This window comes from Alphaproteobacteria bacterium (assembly GCA_037200005.1).
Classification (GTDB): Bacteria; Pseudomonadota; Alphaproteobacteria; order UBA9219; family RFNS01; genus JBBCGY01.
In genome coordinates, this window is sequence record JBBCGY010000002.1 from 239,793 (window position 1) to 253,967 (window position 14,175).

General features: G+C 59.7%; 15 protein-coding genes. 2 read left to right on the plus strand and 13 right to left on the minus strand.

Annotated elements, in window-relative coordinates; genetic code table 11:
* Window positions 1-261 (plus strand): type II toxin-antitoxin system RelE/ParE family toxin, encoded by a 261-nt coding sequence (locus WDO70_10840; protein MEJ0063664.1) that lies wholly within the window; start codon window positions 1-3, stop codon window positions 259-261.
* 6 nt (window positions 262-267) lie between these two features.
* On the opposite strand, the gene WDO70_10845 is transcribed toward WDO70_10840, so the two are convergent.
* The 5 genes from WDO70_10845 to WDO70_10865 form a co-directional block, all read right to left on the minus strand.
* Window positions 268-507 carry a DUF1467 family protein gene (locus WDO70_10845; GenBank protein ID MEJ0063665.1) on the minus strand — a complete coding sequence of 80 codons (240 nt, stop codon included), beginning with the start codon at window positions 505-507 and terminating at the stop codon, window positions 268-270.
* The gene (locus WDO70_10850) at window positions 504-1,052 is read right to left on the minus strand and encodes a hypothetical protein (protein ID MEJ0063666.1); all 549 of its coding nucleotides are present in this window, start codon (window positions 1,050-1,052) and stop codon (window positions 504-506) included. Before WDO70_10850 ends, WDO70_10845 begins: the two co-directional genes overlap by 4 nt.
* A gap of 46 nt (window positions 1,053-1,098) precedes the next feature.
* Window positions 1,099-1,686, minus strand: coding sequence for a hypothetical protein (locus WDO70_10855; protein MEJ0063667.1), 588 nt, complete (start codon window positions 1,684-1,686; stop codon window positions 1,099-1,101).
* 1 nt (window position 1,687) lies between these two features.
* A complete protein-coding gene (locus WDO70_10860; GenBank protein MEJ0063668.1) occupies window positions 1,688-3,373 on the minus strand; it encodes a ribonuclease J in 1,686 nt (561 codons plus the stop codon).
* Window positions 3,374-3,461: 88 nt separating this feature from the next.
* Complete coding sequence (locus tag WDO70_10865) at window positions 3,462-4,199, minus strand: biotin--[acetyl-CoA-carboxylase] ligase (GenBank protein MEJ0063669.1); 738 nt, start codon at window positions 4,197-4,199, stop codon at window positions 3,462-3,464.
* Between the two features lie 73 nt (window positions 4,200-4,272).
* Between WDO70_10865 and WDO70_10870 the strand changes: the two genes are divergently transcribed.
* Entirely contained in the window at window positions 4,273-4,542 is a 270-nt protein-coding gene (locus WDO70_10870) for a helix-turn-helix transcriptional regulator (GenBank protein MEJ0063670.1), read from the plus strand.
* A gap of 3 nt (window positions 4,543-4,545) precedes the next feature.
* Here WDO70_10870 and nuoN read toward each other — a convergent pair whose 3' ends face one another.
* The 8 genes from nuoN to nuoG all read right to left on the minus strand — a co-directional run bounded on the left by nuoN (window position 4,546) and on the right by nuoG (window position 14,174).
* On the minus strand, window positions 4,546-6,012 hold the full coding sequence (gene nuoN / locus WDO70_10875) for an NADH-quinone oxidoreductase subunit NuoN (GenBank protein ID MEJ0063671.1): 1,467 nt from the start codon (window positions 6,010-6,012) through the stop codon (window positions 4,546-4,548).
* Window positions 6,009-7,508, minus strand: coding sequence for an NADH-quinone oxidoreductase subunit M (locus tag WDO70_10880; GenBank protein ID MEJ0063672.1), 1,500 nt, complete (start codon window positions 7,506-7,508; stop codon window positions 6,009-6,011). Before WDO70_10880 ends, nuoN begins: the two co-directional genes overlap by 4 nt.
* 137 nt (window positions 7,509-7,645) lie before the next feature.
* The gene (nuoL, locus tag WDO70_10885; GenBank protein ID MEJ0063673.1) at window positions 7,646-9,622 is read right to left on the minus strand and encodes an NADH-quinone oxidoreductase subunit L; all 1,977 of its coding nucleotides are present in this window, start codon (window positions 9,620-9,622) and stop codon (window positions 7,646-7,648) included.
* A 5-nt stretch (window positions 9,623-9,627) separates the two neighbouring features.
* A complete protein-coding gene (nuoK, locus tag WDO70_10890) occupies window positions 9,628-9,918 on the minus strand; it encodes an NADH-quinone oxidoreductase subunit NuoK (GenBank protein ID MEJ0063674.1) in 291 nt (96 codons plus the stop codon).
* A 32-nt stretch (window positions 9,919-9,950) separates the two neighbouring features.
* Window positions 9,951-10,547 (minus strand): NADH-quinone oxidoreductase subunit J, encoded by a 597-nt coding sequence (locus tag WDO70_10895; GenBank protein ID MEJ0063675.1) that lies wholly within the window; start codon window positions 10,545-10,547, stop codon window positions 9,951-9,953.
* Window positions 10,548-10,552: 5 nt separating this feature from the next.
* Complete coding sequence (gene nuoI, locus WDO70_10900) at window positions 10,553-11,038, minus strand: NADH-quinone oxidoreductase subunit NuoI (protein ID MEJ0063676.1); 486 nt, start codon at window positions 11,036-11,038, stop codon at window positions 10,553-10,555.
* A 1-nt stretch (window position 11,039) separates the two neighbouring features.
* Window positions 11,040-12,113 carry an NADH-quinone oxidoreductase subunit NuoH gene (gene nuoH, locus WDO70_10905; GenBank protein ID MEJ0063677.1) on the minus strand — a complete coding sequence of 358 codons (1,074 nt, stop codon included), beginning with the start codon at window positions 12,111-12,113 and terminating at the stop codon, window positions 11,040-11,042.
* Between the two features lie 6 nt (window positions 12,114-12,119).
* Entirely contained in the window at window positions 12,120-14,174 is a 2,055-nt protein-coding gene (nuoG, locus tag WDO70_10910; protein MEJ0063678.1) for an NADH-quinone oxidoreductase subunit NuoG, read from the minus strand.
* Window position 14,175: the final 1 nt, after the last annotated feature.

Sequence of the window (14,175 nt, forward strand, 5' to 3'; positions counted from 1 at the left end):
GTGTTTACGATCAAATACCGTGATCAGGTTACTGAAACGGATATTCCGGCGCTTCCCAAAACCATGAGGCTTCGTATTCAGAAAGCGATTGAGGAGCGGCTGGTGCATGATCCCATCGCCTTTGGCAAACCGCTTCGATTCAACATGCAGGGAAACAGGCGGATGCGCGTTGGGGATTATCGCGTCGTCTATCGCATTGAGGTCGAGACCAATACGGTTATCATCAACGGCATCAGGCATCGCAAAGATATTTACGATTGAGCTTTCTCAATCCCTGAACGAAAATACGTCCGCCTTGACCACGGCATAGACCAGAAGCCACAGAACCGCGCTGATGGCCGTCGTCCACAACGCCTTGCGCTTGAGGTCGGGATTTTCCGGCGCGCCGGGCATCTGGCCTTCGACACCCTCGCCCTTTTCGGGCTGTTTCAGACCGACGGACAGCAGGCAGAAGAACACCGGCCACCAGATGATGACGAATAATGTGACGCCCGAGACGATGTTCATGCGGCCTCTCTCGGAACGACGCGGCGGCGATAGATGATAATCCCCGCTCCGGCGGTATGAGCCAGGATCATCGCCACGGGCATGAGCGCCGTGGTCGGATTGACGGCCTCCAGCGCGAAGACCGCCAGGATATAGACGAACACGGGCGGTATGAAGATCATCAGGCTTTCATGAAAAGGCCGGAACCAGCTTTTCCGAAGCGTCGGATAAAATCCCAGGATATCGATAGAGGTAATGAGAACGATCGACCAAAACGGGTCTTTGGTCGCCCACCAGAGCGGCAAGGCCATGCATGCGACCGCAAGCGTAAGCCAGTCGCCACGGGTGATATTTCTCTTTCCATATTTCACGCCCAGTATAGCGACGCATAAATTGCTAAGGGCGTAAAATCCCGAAGACCATGAACCCGCGCCGCCGCCGGAAACATATTGCGCCGCCCAGGTGATGCCCATCGTCAAGGCCCATATGAACCAGGAAATGGCATGAGGCTCGACCAGACGCCTGAATATGCGGGTATAATAAAAGATCGCGGGGCCGATAGCCAAAGCAATGGATAAGCCTCCCAATATTTCTTTATGGCCCAAATCCATTTCAGGCTCTCGCGACGATGCGGCGGCGATGCAAAATGGCCCAGGCGCAGGCGCCGTTGGCCACGGCCATTATCATGGGAGAGAATACCGTCGTGAGATTCAAAACCTCCAGCGCCCCCAGGGACAGCAAGTTGCTGACCGCCGCCGGGGCGCACATCAACAAGCTCTCATGGAACGGCCGGTTCCAAGATTTCCGCAGCGTCGGGTAAAAGATCACGACATCGATGAGCGTTACCAAGATCACCGACCAGAGCGGGTCTTTCGTGATCCACCACAAAGGCATCGCGGCGAAGGCGACAGCCAAGGTGATCCAGTCGCCGCGCGTGATATGTTTTTCTCCGTATTTCAGGCCGAGCAAGGCGATCAGGATTCCTATAACAGCGTAAAATCCCGAGGTCCACGATCCCGGCCCGCCCCCGGAGACATACTGCCCGGCACAGACGACTCCGGCATTGATCCCCCAGACGAGCCATGAAAAGACATGAGGTTCGAACCGCCGCTGGAATATTCCCACGAAATAAGGAATGTTGGCTGCGACGATAATCGCGGCGGACAAGCCGCCCAATATCTCACGATAGGATAGCTCCATCCTAAATCCTGACCACATGCACCTCTGTCGTTGGCTTCTTGCCTTGCCGTTCGTTCAGGAACCGGCGCAGCGCCTGGCCGGATGTTTTAATGACGGCTTGATCGTCGGCGCGCGCGGATTTCTGCATGTTTTCGATAGCGTCGGCGATGGCCGCCGCCGCCTCTCCGCAGATCGACTTCATCTCATGATCGTCGACGATTCCGAGCAGGCTCAACTGAGGCTCTTTCAGGAGCCGCCCGCCCTTGTCGAGCACGACGGTCGCGACCGCCGCGCCGGAAATGCCGATCTTCTTGCGATCCTTGACGGTGCGATGCCCTAAAGGCCGCAGCGCCCTGCCGTCCAGGCCCCACTGGCCGTAGGGCACTTCGCCCACGACTTCGGCGATGCCGGGGCCGAGCCGGATGATCTGCCCATTGGAAGGAATGATCGTGTTCGGCACCTGGCACGATTTGGCGAGCGCGGCATGTTCGGTCTGGTGCCGGATTTCGCCATGCACCGGCACGGCCAGATTTGGACGCACCCATTGATACAGCTGCGCCAGCTCATCACGGCAGGCATGGCCGGAAGCGTGAATAATGGACTCGCATTGATCGGCGGTGATGACCTGCACGCCAAGCTCGATCAGCGCGTTCTGCACGCGACCGATGGCCTTTTCGTTGCCGGGAATGTCGCGCGAGGAAAACACGACCGTATCGCCTTTCTCCAGCACCAATTCGGCATGATCGCCAACCGCGAGCCGCGCCAGCGCCGAGCGCACTTCGCCCTGGCTGCCGGTGCAGACATAGACGACCTTGTGCCGCGGCATGAATCCGGCGTCATGTTCGCTGAGCAACATCGGAAATTCCGGCAGATAGCCGCATTCCTCGGCGATCTCGGTATTGCGCCATAAGGAGCGCCCCACCAAACCGACCTCGCGGTGATGATGCCGCGCCGCCGCGACCGCACTCTTGACGCGGGCGATGTTGCTGGCGAAGCAGGTGACGACGATGCGCTGGGGCAAACCTCCGAACAGTTCCTTGAAGCCTTTCTGGACATCGGCTTCCGAGGCCGTATGGCCCGCCACCAGCGCGTTGGTGGAATCGCCGATCATCGCCATGACGCCTTCGCGGCCAAGCTCGCGCAGCCTTTCCTCGTCGGTGACTTTTCCGACAAGAGGCTCCGGATCGAATTTCCAGTCGCCGGTATGCAGCACCGTACCGTTCGGCGTCGCAATCGCCAGCATGTTGGATTCCGGCACCGAGTGCGTCACGCTGATGAATTCGACCGAGAACGGCCCGAGCGAGAATTTTCCGCCCAGCGGTATTTCGATGATGCGGATTTTTCCGGGAATATTCCGCTCCGCTATTTTCGTGCGGATGAGATTGGCGGTGAAGGGCGTCGCGTAGATGGGGCATTGCAGCTGCCCCCATAGATGTTCCAGGGCGCCGATATGGTCTTCGTGACCGTGCGTGATGACGATAGCGACCAGATCGTGCTTGCGCTCGGCGATGAAGCCGATATCCGGCATGATGACTTCGATGCCGGGCGTGGATTCGTCGCCGAAAGTGACGCCGCAATCGACCATGAGCCATTTGCCCTTGGTGCCATAGAGATTGAGATTCATCCCGATCTCGCCGGAGCCGCCGAGCGGCAGGAACCACACCGCGTCATCGGGCGGGCGGTACATATCTTTTCTGGGCTTGTTCATTGGGTTTTCATATCCTGTGTGATGTTGTTCCGATTTCGTTCATAAATAATCTTCAGCCCGCGCGGCATAAGCCCGCATCGACAGCCGATCAGTTCTCTCCGGAGCGCATGAAGAATACATCTCCCGCGGCAATAGTCAGCACCATACCCCCTGGCTGTTCCAAGAGCAAACGGCCCTGTTCGTCGATCGTCATGAACCGGCCCGCAATGTCGCGATCCGGCATTTTGACGACCATATTCTCGCCTATGCCGGTTGCCTGGGCCATCCAGGCATCATGCAAAATGCTGAAACCTTCGGCATGGAGCATGCCATGATAGCGGCTGAATTCCTCAAGGATCGTATCCAGGACCACGGCAGGCGTCATGCGCGCCGGATCGAACCCGAGCGCCGCGAGCGACGTCGCCGGATAGCGCGTCTCGGCGGGATCGGGATGCGCGGCGATATTGACGCCAAAACCGACGACAAGCGCTGTTCCCGCGCTTTCCAGGATGATACCCGATATTTTCGCGCCATCCACCAGGACATCGTTCGGCCATTTCAGCCGTACGCGGGCGGGATCGAGATAGCGCCGCAGCGCTGCCGCTATCGCAAGCGACGCGACGAAGTTATACAGCCCGGCATCTATCGTACCGTCCGGGCGCAAAAGCAGCGAAGCGTATAGATTGCCCGGCGGCGAAAACCAGCTTCGCCCCCGCCTGCCCCGTCCGCCGGTTTGCGTCGCGGCGGTGATGACCAGACCTTCGGCTTCGCCAGATTCCGCAGATGCCAAAACGTCGTCGTTGGTGCTGCCGGTGGTTGGTTTATGGGTGATGCGGAAGGAGAGCATTGAAAGGCGCTTTTACTTTCTTTTCTTAGGGAGTACATTCGGCATGTATTACTAGCGATTATAAAGGTCATTTATGCAAGAAAAAGAAAGCCCCACCAGATTGCGCATATTGTCCATTCTGGACGCGGCCCAGCAAGAAATGTTCGGTCGCGATATTATCAAAGCATCCGAGCAATCCCCCGGTCTGCGTTTACAGCTAGGGGTTATTTATGTCGATCTCAATCGAATGGAGGAAGATCGCCTCGTTTCGTCGAGAGAGATGCCTCTCGAACCGGGGCTTAGCCTCCCGCGCAGAAAATATTCCATCACGAGCGCCGGACGTTTCGAGCTCCATAGAAAATAGGCATCAACGACCGAACAGACCCGCCGCCGCGCTATGCGCGCCGTCGATAATCGGCGAAGGCATCAGCGTGAACAGCACCATTGCCAGCGCCGCGACCGTCACGACGGCGCGCAAGCCGAGTTCCGGCACCGGATCGATATCCTGCTGGCGGCTATCGTCGAAATACATCAGCTTGACGATTTTGAGATAATAATAGGCCGCGACCGCGCTGGTCAGCACGCCGATGATAGCGACGGCATAAAGCCCGGCATGAACCGCCGCCATGAAGACATAGAATTTACCGAAGAATCCCGCCAGCGGCGGCACGCCCGCCAGCGAGAACATGAAAACCGTCATCGCTAAGGCCAGCAATGGCCTGGAGCGCGACAGGCCCGCGAGATCGGCGAGGGTTTCGACCATCGCGCCGCCGCGCCGCATCGCCAGGATCACCGCGAACGCGCCAAGCGTGTTCAGGACATAGATCGAAAGATAAACCAGCGCGGCCTGAATGCCTTCCTCGCTGCCCGCCGCGAGGCCCGCCAGCACATAACCGGCATGGCCGATGGCGCTATAGGCCATAAGGCGCTTGATATTGGTTTGCACGATGGCCGCGAAACCGCCGATCATCATCGACGCGAGCGCGGCGAAAATGAGGATTTGCTGCCATTCATGGATCATGCCCTGCATCGGCACGAACAGAACGCGGATTAGCAGCGCCATCGCCGCCACTTTGGGCGCCGAGGCAAAGAATCCGGTCACGGGCGTGGGCGCGCCCTCGTAAACGTCCGGCGCCCACATATGAAACGGCACGGCGGCAATCTTGAAAGCAAGTCCCGCCATGACGAAAATCAGGGCGACCAGCGCGCCGGGCGAAGCCGCTTCGGCAGAAAAGAAATCCTTCAGCTGGATGAAATTCGTGGTGCCGGACAGGCCATAGAGCCATGACGCGCCGAACAGCAGCAGGCCGGACGAAAGCGCGCCGAGGACGAAATATTTCAACCCGGCTTCGCTGGATTTCTGTTCGTCGCGCTGGAACGCCGCCAGCACGTAAAGGCTGAGGCTCTGCAATTCCAGGCCGACATAAAGCGCCAGCAGATCGTTCGCCGAAACCATCAGCATCATGCCGAGCGTGGCGAACAGCGCCAGGACCGGATACTCGAAATGCGCGATCTTCCGCGCTTTGAGGTAAGGCAGCGCCATGGCCAATGCGAGCGCCGACGCGCCCAGCGACAGAAGCTTGGCAAAACGCGAGAATGCGTCATTGACGAACATGCCGCCGAAAGCCGGTATCGGCGGCTGCGCGGATACCGCGGGCGAAATCGAAAACAGCGCGATGCCGAGCGCGGCGAAAGCAAGCCCCGCGATCGCGGCCAGAGTCAGCGGCTGCGTCAGCCGGTCGCCGCCGAAGACCCCAATGAGGAGCAGCAGCATCGCAAGCCCGGCGAGCCATAATTCCGGCATGACCGTCACGAGATCCATCGAAATATTCATGGCGCGGCCTCAGCGGTTTTTTCCTGGTACTCGGCAATAAGTTTCGTAATCGCCGGCGCCATCACGTCCTTGAACGGCGCGGGATTGACGCCCATCCACAGGATCAGCGCGGCCAGCGGCAGCAGGATCATATATTCGCGCGGCGTCAGGTCGGTCATCGCGGCGGCATCGGCGTGAACCGACGGCCCGTAGAAAATCCGGCGGCAAAGCCAGAGCATATAGGCCGCGCCGAGAATGGTGCCGAGCGCGGCGAACGCCGCCACGCGGCCGTCATGCAGGAATGCGCCCTGCACGCTGAGAAACTCGCCGATAAAGCCGCTGGTGCCGGGCAGACCTATGGAGGCGAAAGCGAAGAACAGGAAGAACAGCGCGTAACGCGGCATATTGTTCGCCAGCCCGCCATAGCGCGCAATCTCGCGGGTATGCAGCCGGTCATAAACCACGCCGACGCATAGGAACAGCGCTCCGGACACCAAAGTGTGCGAGAGCATGACATACATCGCGCCTTCCAGCCCTTGCGTATTGCCGAGGAAAATGCCCAGCGTCACATAGCCCATATGCGCGACCGAAGAATAGGCGATCAGTTTCTTGAGATCGCTCTGCGCCAATGCCACCAGCGACGCATAGATGATCGCGATGACGCTCATCAGCAGTACGAGCGGCAGATAATAATGGCTCGCCTGCGGAAACATCTGCAGGCAGATGCGGATCAGCCCGTAGCCGCCCATTTTCAGCAGCACGCTGGCCAGAACCACCGATCCCGCCGTGGGCGCCTCGACGTGGGCGTAAGGCAGCCAGGTATGGAACGGCCACATGGGCGTCTTGACCGCGAAGCCGAGGAAGCAGGCCAGCCACAGCCAGCCCGCCATCGGCATCGGAAAGCCGTTATGGATCATCACCGTCATGTCGGTTGTTCCGGCATGAATCGCCATGGTGATGAAGGCGATCAGCATCAGCACCGAGCCGGTGAAAGTATAGAGGAAGAATTTATAGGCGGCGTAAACCCGGCCCGACCCGCCCCATATGCCGACGATCAGGAACATCGGGATCAGGACGGCCTCGAAGAACACGAAGAACAGGATCAGGTCGAGCGCCGTGAACATGCCGAGCAGCATGGTCTCCAGGATCAGCATCGCGATCATGAATTCCTTGGTGCGCTTGGTGATGCCGCCGAAGGCCGACAGGATGCATATCGGCGCGATGAAGGTGGACATCAGCACGAACCAGGCGGATATGCCGTCCACGCCCAGGAAATAGGAAATCCCGAATTGCGGCATCCAGGCGGCGCGCTCGACGAACTGGAATCCGGTATCTTGCGGGTTAAATCCGGCCAGCATCACGACCGACAGCGCGAATGCGATCAATGAGATAACGAACGCAATCATCCGCGCCGGGCGGGCGCTGCTCTCTTCCGGCCCGCGCACGAACAGGAATATCCCCAGCGCGCCAAGCAGCGGCAGGAAGGTCATGACGGAGAGGATGGGAAAAGCGGTCATGATGGGATGCCGGGTGGTACAGGACTGGATAATGCAGAATTGGGACAGGCAGTGCGGCTTGACACCCATCTCCCCTCCGGGGAGAGGGGCACCTCACTGCACCAACATGCCACATTCTGAATCTTTTCAGGCATCCCTTATCCCCTTCCCCAGAACCAGGACATGAAGGCCGCGACGCCGATGACCATGGCGAAGGCGTAGTGATAGACATAGCCGGTTTGCATCGCGCTGGCGCGGGCGGCAAGGCGTTGCGCGAGCGCGGCGATGCCGTTAGGCCCGAAACCGTCGATCACCTTATCGTCGCCCCAGCGCCACAGCGCCTCGCCATAGCGCCTCGCCGTGCGGACGAACAGGAAATCATATAGCTCGTCGATATAGTATTTGTTGAAGACGAGGCGATAGAGGCCGCCCATCGCGCGAGCGAATTTGGCGGGCAGTCCCGGCGCTGCGAGATAAGCGACATAGGCCAGCCCGATCCCCGACAGCGCGGCGAGAAGAGGCAGCAGGGTCACGATATGCGGCACATGCTTGCCGGATTCATGCATGATCTCTTCGGCATTATGCTCCGGCAGCACAAGCAGGGCTTTGCCCCAGAATTCCCCCTGTCCTTCGCCGACAAACCAATGGTAGCCGAAATAACCCGCGACGACCGATCCGATGGCGAGCGGCAGCAGCGGCAGCAGCATCACCAGCGGCGATTCATGTACATGCTCCATCGTGTGATGATCCGCGCGCGGCCGGCCGTGGAATGTCAGCAGCAGCAAACGCCAGGAATAGAACGCCGTCAGGAAGGCGGTGACGATGCCAAGCCAATAGGCCAGGTGGCCGAATTTAGAACCGGTGAATCTTCCCGCCGCCCAGGCCGATTCCAGGATCGCGTCTTTGGAATAGAAGCCCGCGAAGCCGAATACATGCTCGAAGCCGATGCCAGCCAGCGCCAGCGATCCGATCCACATCAGGGCGTAGGTCATCGGGATTTTCTTCCAGATGCCGCCCATCTTGCGCATGTCCTGCTCGCCGGACATGGCGTGAATGACCGAGCCCGCGCCGAGGAACAGCAGCGCCTTGAAGAAGGCGTGCGTCATCAGATGGAATATGGCGGCGGAATAAGCCGAGACGCCGAGCGCGAAGAACATATAGCCAAGCTGGCTCATGGTCGAATAGGCGATGACGCGCTTGATATCGAATTGCGTCATGCCGATCGTCGCGGCGACGATGGCCGTCAGCGCGCCGGTCAGGCACACCACGTCGCGCGCCAGCGGCGCAAGCTCGAACAAGGGCGAGAGGCGCGCGACCATGAACACGCCCGCCGTGACCATCGTCGCGGCGTGGATCAGCGCGGAAACGGGCGTCGGCCCTTCCATCGCGTCCGGCAGCCATGTGTGAAGACCGAGCTGCGCCGATTTGCCCATCGCGCCAATAAACAGCAGCAGGCATACGGCTTCCAGCGAAGTTATCTCATGACCGAACAGATGGAAAATCCCCGGGACCGCTTCCCCGGCGGCCGTGAAAACCGCGTCGAACTGAATGCTGTTATACAGCGCGAAGCACAGCATGATGCCGAGCGCGAAGCCGAAATCGCCGACACGGTTGACGATAAAAGCCTTCATGGCGGCGCGGTTGGCGCTGTCTTTCTCATACCAGAAATTAATCAACAGATAGGAAGCGAGGCCGACGCCTTCCCAGCCAAAGAACATCTGCAGGAAATTATCCGCCGTCACCAGCATCAGCATGAAAAAAGTGAACAGGCTGAGATAGGCCATGAAGCGCGGGACGCTCTTGTCGTGGCTCATATAGCCGACGGAGTAGATATGCACCATCGACGATACGCCATTGACCACCACCAGCATCACGGCGGTCAGCGTGTCGATCCGCAAATCCCATCCGGCCTTAAAGTCTCCGGAACTGATCCAATCCATCAGATGGATCGTGCGGGCATGGCCCGCGAGCGCCACGTCCTTGAATATCAAGACGCTGCATATGGCGGAGAACAGCACGGCGGCGCAGGTAATGACCTGCGCGGCGCGGTCGCCGATCTTGCGCGTGAACAGGCCCACAATCGCCGCGGCCAGAAGCGGCGGGAATACGGCGGCTAAATCGATCCAGGCAGGCATGCTTGTCAGCCCCTCATCTGGTTGATGTCTTCGACGGCGATGGTGCCGCGATTGCGGAAATAGACCACGAGAATGGCGAGGCCGATGGCGGCCTCGGCGGCGGCCACGGTCAGGATGAACATCGTGAAGACCTGCCCCGCGATATTATGCAGAAACGCCGAGAACGCGACGAAATTGATATTGACCGCGAGCAGGATCAATTCGATCGACATCAGAAGGATGATGACGTTCTTGCGGTTGATGAAAATGCCGAACACGCCGATGGTGAACAGCAGCGCGGCGACGACCAGATACATATTCGCGGTCAGGGGCGCTTGAAGAAATTCGGTCATTCTACCCCCCCGCCATTCGCGACCTTAGTCAGCCGGACGACATCCCCGCGCTTCACATCGAGCTGCTGCCGGGGATTTTGCCGTTTCAGATCGGTCTTATGGCGCAAGGTCAGCACGATCGCGCCGATCATGGCCACCAGCAGGATCAGCCCGGAAACCTCGAACGGATAGACATAATCGGTATACAGCACCATGCCGATGGCGCGCGTATTATCGGCAACGGGCGCGACGGCTTCGGCCGCGTGCGGGGCGATCTTCGCCGTAAGGCCGAAGAAGGCCAGTTCGGCGCCGAAAATTCCCGCCACCGCCAGACCGGCGGGCAAATACCGCACGAAACCGCGCCGTAGCTCGACGAAATTGATATCGAGCATCATGACGACGAACAGGAACAGAACCGCAACCGCGCCGACATAAATAATGACCAAAATCATCGCCAGGAATTCCGCGCCGATCAGCAGGAATAGCCCCGCGACATTGAAGAAACACAGGATCAGGAACAGCACCGCGTGGACGGGATTGCGCGACGCGACAACCATCAGCCCGCTGGTCAGCAGCACGCCGGAAAAAACATAAAACAGCAGGGTCTGGAGCATCGGTTTTACCTGTACGGCGCGTCGGCGGCGAGATTGGCGGCGATTTCCGCCTCCCATTTGTCGCCGTTATCCAAGAGTTTTTGCTTGTTATAGAGAAGCTCGCCGCGCGTCTCGGCGGCGAACTCGAAATTCGGGCCTTCGACGATGGCATCGACCGGGCACGCTTCCTGGCACAGGCCGCAATAGATGCATTTGACCATGTCGATGTCGTAGCGCGTGGTGCGGCGGCTGCCGTCGTCGCGCGGCTCGGCTTCGATGGTGATGGCGAGCGCGGGGCAAACCGCTTCGCATAATTTGCAGGCGATGCAGCGTTCCTCGCCGTTGGCATAGCGGCGCAGCGCATGCTCGCCGCGAAAACGCGGGCCTATCGGGCCTTTTTCGTAGGGATAGTTGATCGTCACGCGCTTTTTGAACAGATAGGAAAAAGTCAGCGCCAAGCCGCGCAGGATTTCCACCAGAAACAGCCGTTTCGAACCTTCGAGCAGCGCCATGCTATCCTCCGTTACCCGGCAGCTGGCCCGTGGCCAGCAAAAATCCGGCCACAACAACGACCCAAACCAGGGACAGCGGCAGGAAGAATTTCCAGCCGATGCGCATTAACTGATCGTAGCGGTAGCGCGGCAATGCGACGCGCATCCACAGGAACAGGAATAAAATGAAGCAAATTTTCGCCACGAACCACAAGCAGTTGAAATAGCCCAGATCCAGTCCGAACGGAGGCAGCCATCCGCCCAGGAACAGGATGGATGTCGTCGCGCTCATCAGGATCATATTGGCGTATTCGCCAAGGAAGAACAGCGCGAAACTCATCGACGAATATTCGGTATTGAACCCGCCGACCAGTTCCGACTCTCCTTCGGGTAGATCGAAAGGATGACGGTTAGTTTCCGCCAGTCCGGAGATGAAAAATATCACTGCCATCGGCAGCAGCAGCGGAACGCCGACCGGCCAGCCCGCCGGCGCGAACAGCTTGAACGCGTACCATCCGTCTTTCTGCGCCTCGACGATATGGCTCAGATTGAGCGACCCGGCGCAGAGCAGCACGGTGATGATGACGAGGCCGATGGAAACTTCGTAGGACACCATCTGCGCCGCCGAGCGAAGCCCGCCCAGAAACGCGTATTTGGAATTGGACGACCATCCGGCGATCACGATGCCATAGACGCCGAGCGACGAAATCGCCAGCAGATACAGGATGCCGACATTGATATCGGCCAAGACCAGCTTGGCGTCGAAAGGAATGACCGCCCATGACGACAGCGCCAGGAAGAATGTCAGTATCGGCGCGCCGATGAACAGAACGGCGTCGGCGCCGGTTGGGATGATCGTCTCCTTGCCGAGCAGTTTGATGCCGTCGGCAATCGGCTGCAGCAGGCCGAACGGCCCGACGACATTCGGCCCCCGGCGCAGCTGCATCGAGGCCATGACCTTGCGCTCGGCATACGTGAGATAGGCCACGCCGAGCAGCACCAAGACGACGATGACCAGGATGGCGGCGATCATGATCGCGTAGGGCAGGAACGGCAGCAGGAATGCCGGGGTATAAGGGGTGAGGAGTTCGATCATGTCGCCTCACTCCGCCGCTTCGGCTGTCGCGGGCGACAGGATTTCCTCGACGCATTTCGCCATCGTCGGCGAGGCGCGGCAGATGGCGTTGGTCAGATAGAAATTTTTTACCGGCAGAGCAAAAGGCGAAGAGCCGACCTCCCCTTCCCGGCCGAAATTCCCCCATGGCGCGGGCATCACCATGTCCAGTTTTTGCCAATGGGGAATCTTGGACATCATGCGCCGCTGCAATTCATGGTGAGAGTCGTAAGGCAGCTTTTTGCCGACGGCCTCCGACAAAGCGCGGATGATTTTCCAGTCTTCCTTGGCTTCACCGGGCGGGAACACGGCCTGGCGCGCCAATTGCGGCCTGCCTTCGGTATTGACGTAGAGCGCTGTCTTTTCGGTATAGGCGGCTCCCGGCAGGATAATGTCGGCGCGATGTGCGCCGCGATCGCCGTGATGCCCCTGATAGATCACGAAGGTCTTGCCCAGCTTCGACATGTCGATTTCGTCGGCGCCGAGCAGATACAGCACTTCGATACTGCCCTGTTCCGCCGCCGCGAGAATTTGATTGGTCGCCATGCCACCTTGCGGCAGGAAGCCCATATCCAAGCCGCCGACGCGCGACGCCGCGTTTTGCAGGACGTTAAAGCCGTTCCAGTCCGGGCGCATCATATTGAATTTCGCCGCCGCATTGCTGAGCAGGATTTGCATCGCCGCCCCGTCGGCACGGGCCAGCAGTCCGGCTCCTGCAATCAGCATGGGACGCTTCGCCGCCGCCAGTATCGCCGCGAAGGCGTTCTTTCCGTCCAGCAGGTCGCCGAGAGCCAGAGCGCCATCGCCAAGATGCTGATAGGGATAGGTCAGGTCGAGCTTGGGGCCGATGACGCCGACGCGCAGCCCGCCCGCCAGCCAGCGTTTGCGAATACGCGCATTGACGATAGCCGCTTCGTGGCGAGGATCGGTGCCGACCAACAGGATGCAATCCGAGTCATCGATGCCCGCGATGCCGCTATTCATGACATAGCCGGCGCGCTGGGTTACGTCATAAGTCGCCCCGTCCTGGCGGCAATCGAGATGCGGCGAGCCGATGCCCGCCATCAAATCCTTCAGCGCGAACATGCTGTCGCAATCGGCGAGGTCGCCCGCGATGGCGGCGACTTTCTGCCCGGACAGGCCGCGCAGTTTTTCCGCGATCGCGGCCAGCGCCTCGTCCCAGGTGACGGGCTGTAATTTGCCGTCGCGGCGCACATAGGGCCGGTCGAGACGCTGCCTGGTCAGGCCGTCGCAGGCGAAACGGGTTTTGTCGTCGATCCATTCCTCGTTCACATCTTCGTTCAGGCGCGGCAGAATGCGCATGACTTCGTTGCCGCGCGCGTCGATGCGGATATTGCTGCCGACGGCGTCCATCACGTCGATGCTCTCGGTGGTCTGCAATTCCCACGGACGGGCGCGGAAAGCATAAGGCTTGTTGGTCAGCGCGCCGACCGGGCACACGTCGATCAGATTGCCGGACAGTTCCGACGTGATCGCGCGTTTGACATAAGTGCCGATTTCGAGATGCTCGCTGCGCTCGAAGCCGCCGAGTTCCGATACGCCCGCGATCTCGTCGCAGAACCGGATGCAGCGCGTGCATTGGATGCAGCGGGTCATATGGGTTTCGACCAGCGGGCCGAGGTCTTTATCCGTCACCGCGCGCTTTTCTTCATTGTATGTGCTGTGGTCGAAGCCGTAGCCGACGGCTTGATCCTGCAAGTCGCATTCGCCGCCCTGGTCGCAGATCGGGCAATCCAGCGGATGATTGATCAGCAGCATCGCCATGACATTCTGCCGCGCGCGCTTGACCAGATCGGTCGTCGTTTTGACGATCATGCCGTCGGCGCATGGCATGGCGCAGCTCGCCACCGGCTTGGGCGCTTTCTCGACTTCAACCAGGCACATGCGGCAATTCGCCGGGACGCTCAGCCGGTCGTGATAGCAAAAGCGCGGCACTTCGATGCCCAATTGCTCGCAGGCCTGCAGGACGCTGGTGCCGCCCGCGACTTCGATTTCCGTGCCGTCTATGGTTAGCTTAGGCATC

What these genes read in the sequence shown, in the direction of transcription:
- WDO70_10845 (MEJ0063665.1), bottom strand. Translation starts at nt 507, where the DNA reads ATGAACATCGTCTCGGGCGTCACATTATTCGTCATCATCTGGTGGCCG.
- WDO70_10855 (MEJ0063667.1), bottom strand. Translation starts at nt 1,686, where the DNA reads ATGGAGCTATCCTATCGTGAGATATTGGGCGGCTTGTCCGCCGCGATT.
- WDO70_10860 (MEJ0063668.1), bottom strand. Translation starts at nt 3,373, where the DNA reads ATGAACAAGCCCAGAAAAGATATGTACCGCCCGCCCGATGACGCGGTG.
- WDO70_10865 (MEJ0063669.1), bottom strand. Translation starts at nt 4,199, where the DNA reads ATGCTCTCCTTCCGCATCACCCATAAACCAACCACCGGCAGCACCAAC.
- WDO70_10870 (MEJ0063670.1), top strand. Translation starts at nt 4,273, where the DNA reads ATGCAAGAAAAAGAAAGCCCCACCAGATTGCGCATATTGTCCATTCTG.
- nuoN (MEJ0063671.1), bottom strand. Translation starts at nt 6,012, where the DNA reads ATGAATATTTCGATGGATCTCGTGACGGTCATGCCGGAATTATGGCTC.
- WDO70_10880 (MEJ0063672.1), bottom strand. Translation starts at nt 7,508, where the DNA reads ATGACCGCTTTTCCCATCCTCTCCGTCATGACCTTCCTGCCGCTGCTT.
- nuoL (MEJ0063673.1), bottom strand. Translation starts at nt 9,622, where the DNA reads ATGCCTGCCTGGATCGATTTAGCCGCCGTATTCCCGCCGCTTCTGGCC.
- nuoK (MEJ0063674.1), bottom strand. Translation starts at nt 9,918, where the DNA reads ATGTATCTGGTCGTCGCCGCGCTGCTGTTCACCATCGGCGTGTTCGGC.
- WDO70_10895 (MEJ0063675.1), bottom strand. Translation starts at nt 10,547, where the DNA reads ATGCTCCAGACCCTGCTGTTTTATGTTTTTTCCGGCGTGCTGCTGACC.
- nuoI (MEJ0063676.1), bottom strand. Translation starts at nt 11,038, where the DNA reads ATGGCGCTGCTCGAAGGTTCGAAACGGCTGTTTCTGGTGGAAATCCTG.
- nuoH (MEJ0063677.1), bottom strand. Translation starts at nt 12,113, where the DNA reads ATGATCGAACTCCTCACCCCTTATACCCCGGCATTCCTGCTGCCGTTC.
- nuoG (MEJ0063678.1), bottom strand. Translation starts at nt 14,174, where the DNA reads ATGCCTAAGCTAACCATAGACGGCACGGAAATCGAAGTCGCGGGCGGC.